The sequence below is a fragment of the Citricoccus sp. NPDC055426 genome, assembly GCF_040677445.1.
Classification (GTDB): domain Bacteria; phylum Actinomycetota; class Actinomycetes; order Actinomycetales; family Micrococcaceae; genus Citricoccus.
This window is the reverse complement of sequence record NZ_JBFARZ010000010.1, coordinates 38,063-50,111: the sequence shown is the minus strand read 5'-3', so window position 1 is coordinate 50,111 and position 12,049 is coordinate 38,063. Positions and strand designations below refer to the sequence as shown.

Sequence of the window (12,049 nt, the reverse complement as noted above, 5' to 3'; positions counted from 1 at the left end):
TCTCGCAGCATCGTCCACACCGGGAGGGGACGCGGCGGCCGAGCGGACGGCCATCCGCCCAGCATGGAGAGGTGCCCCATCGTGTTCCGCTCTCTCCAGAGACTCTGCTCTCCCCTCCTGACCCCTTCAACGCCGGTCCCCCGATCCTCCTGTCGTCCCAAGGGGATCCGTGGCGAAGTGAAGTCCTCGCCCACCAGGCACGTCAGGGTCAACTCGCTCGATTGGCCCGCGGAATCTACTGCGACCTGGAGACCTGGCTTCGTTGCGCCCCCTGGGACCGCCATCTCCTGGCCGTCGTAGCCCATGCCAAATCACGCCGCCGAGAAGTGGTTTTCACCCACCAGACGGCCGCCGTTCTGCATGGCCTTCCCGGTGGGGACTTCCCGGACGTCATACACACCCGCGCCACCTCCCGAGGGGGATCCGGCCGCTCCATCCCGCCCAGGCCCTACCCCAACGCCAAAGCGGCTTCACGACTGGCCGGTTCCCTCCGCGGGGAAGGCGTCAAGCTCCCCCGCGGAAAGCTACCCACCCTTCCCGTCACGAGCGCGCTCTGGAACATCCCAGCGACGCATCCGCCGGCCCGGTCCGAGTTCGAGGTCGTTCCGGTCCACCTGGGTGATGGCCAGTTCGTCGGTCACGTGCTGGCGGACACCATCCAGTGGGCGTGTGCCACCGTCTTCAGTACCGATGCCCTCATTGATACCGTCGCCATCGCCGACCACCTGCTCCGCCACCATGCGGAGTCGTTCGCAGCCACCGCCACCCTGCTCGAGGATCTACCCCTCCCCCGGGCCAGGCGTCGCCGGGCCCTGCACACGATGTCCTTCGCCGATCCCCGGTCCGAGTCTCCCAAGGAATCCACGAGCAGGGCACTCATCTACCAGCTGGGATTCGAGGTGCCAGATCTTCAGTACCAGGTCATGGACGCCGACGGCCATGAAGTGGCCAGAGCCGACTTCCGGTGGAAACGCAGCACCGTGCGGTCGAGGGTCCTCCTCGGCGAATTCGACGGCCTGTGGAAATACGGGGCCGACCTGGCCGGGCCGAACGGCGGTGCCGACGCCCTCGCACGCGAGAAGCAGAGGGAGCTGAAGCTGGCCCGCCTCGGCTACGACGTGGTGCGGTGGATCGACCGCGACCTCAAGGACCCTCCGGCGTTCTGCCGGTTACTCACGGAGAACGGAGTCCCGCTGAGGAGTCCCCCACTGATCTGACCCAGAGCTGTACTGGCCCAGCCCCGTGCCAACCGAGCGCGCCGTTGGCAAGTCGGAACTCCAGGGCTGCCAAGGGTCTACGGCGGACTGCGGCAGACTGCGGCAGACAGACATCTCATCATCCGATGATCCGGGTGTCCCGATCGAGATCCACGGTGACACCCGGAAAACCGCATGACGCATGTAGGGCAGGCGTCACCCGGTCCGGACGAGGCCCCTCCCGGCCGGTGGCAAGAGGAAACGGTCCGGCTCCCCAGCCAGGATGCCGGCGGAGGGGTCATACCTTGGCACGGGGTCATGCATCGGCGCTGGGACAGCGTCGGAGCCAAGCGCCGGATCAGCGTGGGAGCCAAGCGCCGGATCAGCGTGGGAGCCAAGCGCCGAATCAGGGTGGGAGCCGGGCGCCGGGGCAGTGCTGACGCTGCTCGGTGGTGCAGTTTCCTCCGGGCGGCGAACGAGGTCGCGGTCCGGATCGCGGATGTCCCTGATGACGGAGACGCAGATCCAGATCACGGCGGCCATGTGCAGCACGATCCCGGAGCCGTACCAGAGCGGGATCCACAGCGCCCCGCCGCCGAATTCGCCGTCCGAGGTGATCCGGGCGGACTCCATCCAGACCCCACCCCAGTGGTAGACCTCCACGGCCTGCCAGATCCAGAACTGCCGCCAGTCCGGCCGGGCCAGGACCACCAGGGGGATCAGCCACATCACGAACTGCGGGGAGTACACCTTGCCCAGCAGGATGAAGGCCGCCACGATGAGCAGGCACAGCTGGGCCATCCGGGGCCGGTGCCGGGAGGAGAGCCCCAGGTAGGCGATGCCCAGGCAGCAGAGGGCGAAGAGTCCGTTGGAGATCAGCGAGAACGCCTCCCCCGACCACCCGGTCCAGGTGAAGGCCAGCCACATCGAGGAGAAGGACACCTCACGGTCCCCCGAGAACGTGTAGAAGCGGCTCCACTGGTCGAAGGCGGTGAGCATGAACGGCACGTTCACGGCCAGCCAGGCCACGGCGCCGGCAGCCAGTGACTTGAAGAAGACCCCGAGCTTCCCGGCGCGCCAGCACAGCACGAGGATCGCACCGAAGAAGAACAGCGGGTACAGCTTCATGGCGGCCCCGAGGCCCAGGACCACCCCCGCCAGGACGGGGTGGCTGCGGGACCACAGCAACAGTCCGAGGGCTGCCAGCATGACGGCCCACAGGTCCCAGTTCAGGAACGAGGTCAGGATGATCCCCGGGGCCACGGCCACCATCAGGGCATCCTTGGACCGTCCCCGGGCGGTGTAGGCCGTGGCGATCACCAGGATCAGCCAGCAGATCAGGGCGCCGGCCGCATTGACGTCGAAATAGGTGACGGTGCGCTCCAACAGGGTCCCCTCACCGGGGACGAACCAGGCGCTCACCCCGGCCACCACGGCCAGCAGTGCCGGGTATTCCATCCACTGGTCCTCCGGCAGCGGCGTGTAGAACGGGAAGTACCCCTCGGCCAGTCCGCGGGTGCCGAACAGTTGCCCGAAATCCGAGTAGCACATGTGGATGTGCACCCCCGGCGCCTCCCAGCCGTTGACGCGGCACCACTGCTTGGACAGCACGGCGATCACGGCCGCCAGCAGGGTGGCTCCCACGAGGACGAGCAGCAACCGGCGGTCCGGGCCTGCGTGGGGGGCGGCTGGTCCGGTCTGGTTCACGGCATCTCCTGATGGGTGGTGCGTCTCGGGCGGCGGGACCGCCAGCGGGCGGTCAGGGGGAACAGGGTGGACGTCTTGGGGTCCAGAAAGACAATGAACACCATATAGGCGAGACCGACGATGCCGGTGGTGACCCGCACCCAGAACAGCGAGATCCACTGGGCCACGGACAGCTGGTCCACCACTCCGATGGCCACGAGCAGCATGACCAGCAGGTACAGCGTCCAGACGGGCCAACCGTGCCACCGCCGGACCACGGCGAACAGGGGCAGGACCCAGAGCAGGTACCACGGCTGGATGATCGGGGCCAGCACGACGGCGGCCAGCAGGGCCAGTCCGGTGGCCAGGACGGGATGTACCGGCCGCCGGGTCAGGGCCAGCCAGGCGGTGAACACGACCGCCACCACCTTGCCCAGCGTGTAGACGACGTCGGCCACGGGGCGGACTCCGGACCCGGACACGGAGTCCACGAGCCAGCCGATCCCCAGGCCGACCAGCCCATAGGGGGCATAGGGGAACGCGGCGTCCCCCGAGGTGAGCATCGCCGGCGCCCACCCGAACCACAGGCCGGTCAGGGCGCCGAGGCCGGCCAGCACGACGGCGGCCACGGCCAGGCACAGCGCCCAGACCTTCACCCGGGCCAGCCAGCCGGGGTGCTCTCTGAGCATGAGCAGACCGGCGAAGGGCAGGGCGATGAGCGTCAGGGGCTTGATGGCGATGGACAGGGACACCAGGACCAACCCGGTCAGGTTCCGGCGGCGGGAGGCCTCCGGGCCGAGCAGGACGAATCCGGCCAGCAACAGTCCCACCATGAGCGAGTCGTTGTGGATGCCGGCGATCATGTACAGGGCGAACAGCGGATTGGTCACGGAGATCCACACCGACCAGCCCGGGTCCGTACCGAACCGCCGGGCCAGCCGCGGTACCGCCCACAGGCACAGCGCCAGCCCCAGCACCGAGACGAGCCGGAAGAGCAGGAACCCCGGCTCCGGGCTGCCCCCGGTGATGAACCAGACCGCCCGGGACACCAGCAGGAACAACGGGCCGTACGGCGACGGGGACTCGGCCCAGATCGAGTCGGCCCCCTGCATGAACCACCCGGGCAGCTCGGAGATCCAGTCCTGGTACGGGTTCAGCCCGGCGTGCAGGAGCCGCCCCTGACTGAGATACGAGTAGACGTCCCGGGAGAACACGGGGAACGCGAGCATCAGCGGGGCCGCCCAGAGCCAGGTGGCCCGGGTGACGGTGGAGCCGGCGGTGTGGGTGTGCCACTGCCCCTCGAGCCGTTGCCCCAGCCGCAGCCAGGCCCGCACGAGCAGCAGGGAGCCCACCACCAGCAGGATGGCACAGGCCACCACGCCCACCGGTTCCACGCGCAGCGGATTGAGCACGGTGGTCCGGGCGAAGAGGGAGGTCGGGGTCATCGCGAGCCAGCCGACGCCCCAGGAACCCACCATGATCATCACCGAGCCGATCAGCCCCTGCCACTGGCTCGGAGCCGTCAGCTGGTCCGGCCCGCCCACCAGCCGGCGGGTGAACGGCGCCTCGCCCAGGCGGCGGCGCAGGCCCTCCAGCCGCCCCGGGGCCACACTTCTGGGTTCCGTCACGGGGCGGTCGGCTCCGACGGCTCCCGGTGACGCCGTCCACGGAGGCGCGCGACCGTGCGGCGCAGGGCGGCCCGCACGTGCCATTCCTCCTTCATGATGGAGCTCGTCCACGGGTCCAGCAGCAGGATCCACAGCATGCAGCCCCAGGACAGCAGGGTCGCGCCCTGCGCCAGCTGGGGGCCGATCCCCAGGAACTGCCAGACGAAGAGCTGGTCCGCGGCGCCGAAGGCCACGAAGAAGGCCACGGTGAACACGACCCACTTCAACTGCCAGTCGCTGCGGATGCCGATCACCGCGAAGAACGGCAGCAGCCACAGCAGGTACCAGGGCTGGATGATGGGGGTGAGCACCACCAGTGCGGTGAAGGCCCACGTCATCCGCTGCATGAGGTGTTCGTGACGGCCGCGGAACATGAGCCAGATGACCACGAGCACGGAGAGCAGCCGGCCGGCGGTCTTGAAGGCCTCGAGCACCCACTGGTTGTCGATCCCGAGGGAGCCGAGGATCACCTTGGTGCCCTCGGCCAGGATCCCGACCGGCGACCAGGGCACGGATCCGGTCCCGGTCCCGAGCATGACGGTGAGCCAGCCGAAACCGAAGTCGTTGAGGAGCCCGACCAGCACCATGATCGCGCCGGCGATCCCGGCCGTGAGGAACCAGTAGCCGAAGCGCCGGGCCCAGCTGGCGCCGCGACCGGCCCAGAGCAGGCCGATGAAGGGCAGCAACACCATGGTGATGGGTTTGATGGCCAGCGAGGCCGTGACGAGCAGGACCCCCAGCAGGCCGCGGCCGGTGGCGGCATACCAGACACCGGCCACCGCCAGTCCGGTCATGAGGGCGTCGTTGTGGCCCGAGGCCACGAAGCTGATGAGGAACAGCGGGTTGGCCACGGTGATCCACTGGGCGCGCGCCCCGTCGGTGCCCAGCAGGGAGGCCAGCTTGGGCACGTAGACCATGATGAGCACGACCCCCGCCACGGCGGCCAGCCGGAACAGGAAGATCGCCAGGTCGGGGTCGTCGGGACCGGCCACCGCCATGACGAACTGCTCGATCCAGAGGAAGCCCGGCCCGTACGGGGTCTCCGTCTGGGCCCAGGTGGTGTCCGTGCCCAGCTGGAACCAGTTGGAGAGCGTGGAGATCCCGTCCTCATAGGGATCCTGGCCGGCCACCATCAGCCGACCCTGCCCCAGGTAGGCGAAGATGTCCCGGGAGAAGATCGGCAGGCAGGCCAGCAGCGGCAGGATCCAGGCCGTCGTCGTGAGGTTGACGATCCTCAGGGCCCCCGGCCCGAAGGGCCGCAGCACCGTGCCGAGGCGCAGCCACCCCCAGAACATCAGCCAGCAGCCCAGCGTCAGCACCGCGGTGCCGGTGATGACCCCGTACTCGGTGGTGCGCCAGGGGATCAGCCAGGCCCAGCGGTTGATCGGGGAGACGGAGGCAAGCCACCCCACGGAGAGGGAACCGGCCAGCACCGCGCAGGATCCGAGGAAGCCGATCACCGCCGGGACCCAGACGGACACCGTCCACGAGGCGGTCACGGATACCGTCCGGGTGCTGGACACGCTCATCGCAGGCGGGATCCTTCCATGCAGTGGGCGGCCGGTCCACAGCCCGCCGCGGGCTCCGACACAAACTACCACCGGGCCTCAGGCTACTGTGGGAGGCGTGGCAGCTACAGCAGAGAACCTCGTGTGGATCGATTGTGAGATGACCGGGCTGGATCCCGTGGCAGACGCCCTGGTGGAGATCGCCGTGCTGGTGACCGATCCGGAGCTCAACGTGCTGGGGGACGGCGTGGACATCGTCATCAAGCCTCCCCAGGCGGCGCTGGACCAGATGGTGCCGTTCGTGCGGGACATGCACACCTCCTCCGGCCTGCTGGAGCGGCTGGACGACGGCGTCTCCCTCGCCGAGGCGTCCGAGGCCTGCCTCGCCTACATCACCGAGCACTGCCCCACCCCGGGCAAGGCGGTGTTGGCCGGCAACTCGGTGGGCCAGGACAAGCTGTTCCTGACCCGGGACCTGCCGGCGATCACGGACCACCTGCACTACCGGATCGTGGACGTCTCCACGCTCAAGGAGCTCGCCCGCCGCTGGTACCCCAAGGCGTACTACCAGTCACCGGCCAAGACCGGGGGCCACCGTGCCCTCGGCGACATCGTCGACTCGATCAACGAGCTGCGGTACTACCGCGAGGCCGTCCTGGTGCCCGCCCCCGGGCCCGACTCCAAGGCCGCCCAGCGGATCGCCGCCGGCATCGGTTCGGACGCCCCCGGAAACCGTGTATGATGGAACGCGCTGTCACGGTCGGTTAGCCGATCGAACATGGTGGGTATAGCTCAGCTGGTAGAGCGTCTGGTTGTGGTCCAGAAGGTCGCGGGTTCAAGCCCCGTTACTCACCCCATATCGCCGGCCCGGTCCTGATTCCTCAGGTCCGGGCCGGCGTTCTTTGTGCCACCCTCCCTCGTTCGCTTCACCCGGGATGACCCGGGATACCGCCCTGGGCTGACGACCCGACTGACCGGATCGGCAAGACTGGAGGACGTTCACGGTCGAGCAGCCCACTGGTCGGCGGAACGCGCTCCGTCTCATGGAACGTCTCGGGGAATCCGGGTTCGGGTGGTCCTGCCTCCATCACAGGGTCATCCGGACCCGCGAGACGCCGCAGTGCCGCAGGCCTCCGCTCCGGAACCGAGATGGGGCAGGATACCGGTACAGGTCCTAAGCAGAGGAGAACCGTGCGCACTTCATCCGATGACGGCACCGGACGGGCCGAGCCACCCTCCGCCGCACGGCCCGCAACACCACCCGCAACACCACCCGAACCGCAGGAGCCGTCCTCCGAGGCGGCCACGTCCGTGCGACTGCGTGACGCCCAGGGCCGAGAGGTGGCGGGCTGGGCGGTCCGACGGGACCTGGTGGTGACCCGCACGTCCGGGCTGCGGCCCCCGGTCACGGTCATCCTCGGCGCCCGGGTGTCCGAGTCCCTCGCCGTCTACGAACGGACCGTCGAATCCGACGACGGCGCCGCTTGGACCGCCGCCGTCCTCCCCGAGGGGACCCTGCCCCTGGACGGCGAGCTGCTGCCCCCGGGCTTCAGCCGCCTGGCCCGGTCCGCCCTGCCCCACGCCAGGGGCCGCACGGGCCCCGGTACCGAAACCCCTGCGGAAGCCCCCGCACAGGTCACGAGGTCGATATGGTGTTTCCTGTTTCCCCGTATCAAGGGATGCTGACGGGACGGGCCCTGGTGATCCGCGGGTCCGTCACCGTGGTTCTCCTGGCCATCGACCTGCTGATGTGGGGCGGGCTGAGCGTCACGTGGTCGGGCGCGGACCTCTCCCCGTGGGCCGACGTGGCCGTCGTGGCCGTCATGGTCCTCGCCTACGGCTGTCTCGCCCTGTTCCGCTCGGCCGTCCCCGGCTACCTGGCCGTGCTGGGCGTGGCCCTGTGCTCACTCGTGGTCCCCGCCATCGAGACCTTCGCCGGGTTCGCCATGGCGCTGTTCCTCCTGGCCCGCCAGGCGGACCGCCGCCTCGCCCTCCTCGGGCTGGCCGGCGCCGCGGTGCCCGTCACGGTGAACACGGCCACCGCCTACCACTTCGCGGCCAGCCCCGGCACGCAGTACCTTCTCGTCTCCGCGTCCCTGTGGTCCCTCCTGTACCTCGCCGCCTGGATCGCCGGGAGGATGCTCGGGGCCGCGGACGGCCGGTTGTCCCGCGAACGGCGGCAGGCCTCGGAGGCACGCCGGGAGGTCCTGGCCGAAGAACGCCGCCGGATCAGCCGGGAGCTGCATGACAACGTGGCCCACTCCCTGACGGCCATCGTCCTCCAGGCGGCCGGGGCGCGGACCGGGCTGACCCGGCAGTCGGCGTCCACGGACGACCTCGTCCGTTCCCTGGAGGGGATCGAGTCCACGGCCGCACAGAGCATGCGTGAGCTCCACCGCATGCTGGGGATCCTGCGCTCCCCCGCCCCCGAGGGCGCACCCCCGTCCGGCCTGCTGGGGGTAGAGGACATCGACGGGCTGATCCGTTCCGGCCAGGACTCCGGTCTCGATCTCCTCCTGTCCACCACCGGCACCCCCGTGCCGCTGGACCCGAGCGTCAGCCATACGGCCTACCGGGTGGTCCAGGAGGGGCTCGCCAACACCATGAAGCACGCCGGGGCCGGCACCGCGGCGAGGGTCGTCCTGGAGTGGCGGCCGGCCACCGTGGTGGTCACCGTGCACAACGGACCCGGCCCCCGCCCACAGCCGCCGGTCTCCGGTGGCTTCGGCCTGACCGGGCTCCGGGAACGGGTCGATGTGGTGGGCGGGACCCTTCGGGCCGGCCCCACCGAGGACGGGTACCTCCTGCAGGCCACCGTCCCCGTCACCCCCGGCCGACCGTCAGGCAGCCGCATCGCCGGGCCCGCAGAACCGCCCGAGCGGCAAACCCGGGAGGCGGGCTGATGGCCGTCACCGTGATGATCGTGGACGACCAGGCCATGGTCCGCGCCGGGATCTCGATGCTGCTGGGGCCGGAGGAGGATCTCGAGGTGGTGGGCGAGGCGGATTCCGGGACCGAGGCCGTCACCAGGGCCCTGCAGCTGAGACCCGACGTGGTGCTGATGGACGTCCGGATGCCCGGCATGGACGGGGTCGCCGCCACCCGCGCGTTGCTGGCCGAGAACGGCGCCAGCCCGGACCGGCTGATCCGGGTCCTGATCATGACCACCTTCGACGACGAGGACCTCGTGGTCGATGCGCTCCGGGCCGGCGCCAGCGGCTACCTGCTCAAGCATGCCTCCCCCACGGAGGTCGCGGACGCCATCCGCCGAGTCTCCCAGGGCGACACCTGGCTGGACGCCACCGCGGCCAGCCGGCTCGTGGACCGGCTCCGGCCCCGGTTCACCGACCAGACGGACGTGCCGGCCCTGCTGTCCACCCGGGAACAACAGGTGCTGCGCATGATCGCCGCCGGGATGTCCAACCCCGAGATCCGGGACCTGTTGGTCCTGAGTGAGGCCACCGTGAAGACCCATGTCTCCCGGATCCTGCTCAAGACGGGGTCCCGGGACCGTGCCGCCGCGGTGGCCCTGGCCTACCGCAGCGGATTCGTCCGTCCGGATGACCCCTTGCCGCAGTGACGGGGTGATCCGCCCGTTCCGTTCGGCCTAGGATGGCCCCGCGGAACCCTCCGCCTGACGAAAGGCCTGCCCTGACATGAGCGTCGTGAAGATCAATGCCATCAGCGTCCCGGAGGGCTCCGGCCCCGAGCTGGAGGCGCGCTTCGCCGCCCGCAAGCACGCCGTGGACGGTTCCCCCGGCTTCGAGGGCTTCCAGCTGCTGCGGCCCACCGCCGGCGAGGACCGCTACTTCGTGGTCACCCACTGGGCCACCGAGGCCGATTTCCAGGCCTGGCGCGAGACCCGGGCCGCCGCGGCCCACGGCGGCCCGGTCGGCGAGCAGAGGAAGCCCGTCGCCAGCGGGGCGGAGTTGCTGGAGTTCGAGGTCGTGGACCTCTGATGGCCGCCGCCGGGGTGCTGGACACCCTCCCGGGTCAGTTGGAGTGGCAGCGCGAGCTCTACCGCCACTTCCACCGCCATCCGGAGCTCGGGCTCCAGGAGCACGGGACCTCCGAACGCATCGAGCGGGAGCTGACCGGGCTGGGCCTCGAGGTCATCCGCTGCGGCGGGACCGGACTCGTGACCGTCCTGCGCAACGGCGACGGCCCCACCGTGCTGGCCCGCGCGGACATCGACGCGCTGCCGGTCACGGAGGACACCGGGCTGGACTACTCCTCCCAGACCGAGGGCGTCATGCACGCCTGCGGTCATGACCTGCACATCGCCGCCCTGTTGGGGGCTGTCCGGCTGATGGCTGAGCACCGCACCGCGTGGTCCGGGACCTATGTGGCGCTGTTCCAGCCCTCCGAGGAGAACGCGGCGGGCGCCCGGGCCATGATCGACGACGGCCTGGTGGCGCGGGTACCGGCCCCGGACGTCGCCCTCGCCCAACACGTCATGCCCGCCGAGGCCGGCACCATCGGGACGGTGCCCGGTCCCGCCCTCTCCGCCGGTGATTCGATCCGGATCACCGTGTTCGGCCGCGGCGCCCACGGGTCCATGCCCCACCAGGCGGTCGACCCGGTGGTGCTGGCCGCCTCGATCGTGCTGCGCCTGCAGACCATCGTCTCCCGCGAGACCGAGCCCGGGCAGTTCGCCGTGGTCACGGTGGGTGCCTCCCATGCCGGCACGAGCGCCAACACCATCCCGGACCGGGCGGAGCTGCGGCTGAACCTCCGCACCTATGACACGCAGCTGCGCCAGCGCATCATCGCCTCGATCGAGCGCATCGTCCGCGGCGAGTGTGCGGCGGCCGGCTCCCCGCGGGAGCCGTTGTTCGAGTACTACGACCAGTTCCCCCTGACCTCCAACGATCCCGAGGTCACGGAGACCGTCACGCGGGCCTTCACGGAACACCTCGGGGCGGAGGCGGTGCATCAGGCCACCCCGGCCACGGCCTCCGAGGACTTCAGCCGCCTGCCCGGGGCCTTCGGCATCCCGTACACCTACTGGTTCGTCGGTTCGGTCCCGGCCGAGACCTGGCGCGCCGCGGTGCTGGCGGGCACCGTGACCACGGACATCCCGGCCAACCACTCCCCCTCCTTCGCCCCGGCCCTCGACCCCACCCTGGAGGTGGCCACCCGGGCGCAGGTGCTGGCCGCGCTCGCCTACCTGCCCGTTCGCTAGAATCACTGGGGCGTCCGGAGCGCGGCGCCACCGTAGCGAAGGAGCCCCCAGCACCATGACCGTCCGTCCGATCACCATCCACGGCGAGCCCGTCCTGCACCGCCGGGCCGCCGAGGTCACGCAGATCACCGATCAGATCCGCACCCTCGTGGCGGACATGTTCGAGACCCAGGACGCGGCCCGCGGCGTCGGCCTGGCGGCGCCCCAGGTGGGCGTGGGGCTGCGCGTGTTCACCTGGACCTTCGAGGACTCCGGCGAGGCACCCTCCCGCGGTCACGTCATCAACCCCGTGCTGACCCGCCTCGGCAAGACCTCCCAGCAGGACCCGGATCCGGACGAGGAGTCGGAGGGCTGCCTGTCCGTCCCGGGGTACAGCTTCCCGCTCAAGCGCTCCGACCACGTGCGGCTGACCGGGATCGATGTGGACGGAGCGTCCATCGACTTCGAGGCCACCGGGTGGTTCGCCCGGATCATGCAGCACGAGTTCGACCACCTCGACGGCTACCTGTACATCAACCGGCTCAACGGCAAGTGGACCCGCCGGTGGAAGAAGTCGCTGCGCCGCGAGGGCTGGAGCGTGGCCGGCAACACCTGGCTCCCCGGCGTGGACGCCGACCCCTTCGGTCACGACGAGGCGGACGTCGGGGAGAACGTCTAGGGAACGGCTGGAACGACGTGGGGGGGGGGGGGGGGGCCGGGCGCGGGGGGGGCCGCGGGGGGGGGGGGGGGGGGGGGGGGGGGGGGGCGCGGCCCCCCGGGGGGGGGGTTTGGGGGGGGGGGGGGGGGCCCCCCACGCCCGCGTCCTAC

Annotated in this window: 11 protein-coding genes and 1 tRNA gene; 9 read left to right on the top strand and 3 right to left on the bottom strand. The window is 70.4% G+C overall.

Annotated elements, in window-relative coordinates:
* Positions 1-326: 326 nt before the first annotated feature.
* Positions 327-1,217 carry a hypothetical protein gene (locus tag AB0K08_RS13430; RefSeq protein ID WP_363355256.1) on the top strand — a complete coding sequence of 297 codons (891 nt, stop codon included), beginning with the start codon at positions 327-329 and terminating at the stop codon, positions 1,215-1,217.
* Positions 1,218-1,412: 195 nt separating this feature from the next.
* Here AB0K08_RS13430 and AB0K08_RS13425 read toward each other — a convergent pair whose 3' ends face one another.
* The 3 genes from AB0K08_RS13425 to mptB (AB0K08_RS13415) are packed head-to-tail and all read right to left on the bottom strand — an operon-like array spanning position 1,413 to position 6,078.
* Positions 1,413-2,903 carry a glycosyltransferase 87 family protein gene (locus AB0K08_RS13425; protein ID WP_363355255.1) on the bottom strand — a complete coding sequence of 497 codons (1,491 nt, stop codon included), beginning with the start codon at positions 2,901-2,903 and terminating at the stop codon, positions 1,413-1,415.
* On the bottom strand, positions 2,900-4,510 hold the full coding sequence (mptB, locus tag AB0K08_RS13420; RefSeq protein WP_363355253.1) for a polyprenol phosphomannose-dependent alpha 1,6 mannosyltransferase MptB: 1,611 nt from the start codon (positions 4,508-4,510) through the stop codon (positions 2,900-2,902). Before mptB (AB0K08_RS13420) ends, AB0K08_RS13425 begins: the two co-directional genes overlap by 4 nt.
* Complete coding sequence (gene mptB, locus AB0K08_RS13415) at positions 4,507-6,078, bottom strand: polyprenol phosphomannose-dependent alpha 1,6 mannosyltransferase MptB (RefSeq protein WP_363355252.1); 1,572 nt, start codon at positions 6,076-6,078, stop codon at positions 4,507-4,509. Before mptB (AB0K08_RS13415) ends, mptB (AB0K08_RS13420) begins: the two co-directional genes overlap by 4 nt.
* 97 nt (positions 6,079-6,175) lie before the next feature.
* On the opposite strand from mptB (AB0K08_RS13415), the gene orn reads away from it, so the two are divergent.
* From orn to def, 8 genes are all read left to right on the top strand, one after another.
* The gene (gene orn / locus AB0K08_RS13410; protein ID WP_363355250.1) at positions 6,176-6,799 is read left to right on the top strand and encodes an oligoribonuclease; all 624 of its coding nucleotides are present in this window, start codon (positions 6,176-6,178) and stop codon (positions 6,797-6,799) included.
* A gap of 39 nt (positions 6,800-6,838) precedes the next feature.
* A tRNA-His gene (locus AB0K08_RS13405) sits at positions 6,839-6,914 on the top strand.
* Positions 6,915-7,248: 334 nt separating this feature from the next.
* Positions 7,249-7,743 carry a hypothetical protein gene (locus AB0K08_RS13400; RefSeq protein WP_363355248.1) on the top strand — a complete coding sequence of 165 codons (495 nt, stop codon included), beginning with the start codon at positions 7,249-7,251 and terminating at the stop codon, positions 7,741-7,743.
* Positions 7,737-8,960, top strand: a complete 1,224-nt coding sequence (locus tag AB0K08_RS13395; protein WP_363355246.1) for a histidine kinase — start codon at positions 7,737-7,739, stop codon at positions 8,958-8,960. Before AB0K08_RS13400 ends, AB0K08_RS13395 begins: the two co-directional genes overlap by 7 nt.
* On the top strand, positions 8,960-9,637 hold the full coding sequence (locus tag AB0K08_RS13390; protein ID WP_363355245.1) for a response regulator transcription factor: 678 nt from the start codon (positions 8,960-8,962) through the stop codon (positions 9,635-9,637). Before AB0K08_RS13395 ends, AB0K08_RS13390 begins: the two co-directional genes overlap by 1 nt.
* A gap of 76 nt (positions 9,638-9,713) precedes the next feature.
* The gene (locus AB0K08_RS13385; protein ID WP_363355243.1) at positions 9,714-10,016 is read left to right on the top strand and encodes an antibiotic biosynthesis monooxygenase; all 303 of its coding nucleotides are present in this window, start codon (positions 9,714-9,716) and stop codon (positions 10,014-10,016) included.
* Positions 10,016-11,242, top strand: a complete 1,227-nt coding sequence (locus tag AB0K08_RS13380; RefSeq protein WP_363355241.1) for an amidohydrolase — start codon at positions 10,016-10,018, stop codon at positions 11,240-11,242. The genes AB0K08_RS13385 and AB0K08_RS13380 overlap by 1 nt, the downstream gene beginning before the upstream one ends.
* A 55-nt stretch (positions 11,243-11,297) precedes the next feature.
* Positions 11,298-11,900 carry a peptide deformylase gene (def, locus tag AB0K08_RS13375; RefSeq protein WP_363355240.1) on the top strand — a complete coding sequence of 201 codons (603 nt, stop codon included), beginning with the start codon at positions 11,298-11,300 and terminating at the stop codon, positions 11,898-11,900.
* The last annotated feature ends 149 nt before the right edge of the window (positions 11,901-12,049 follow it).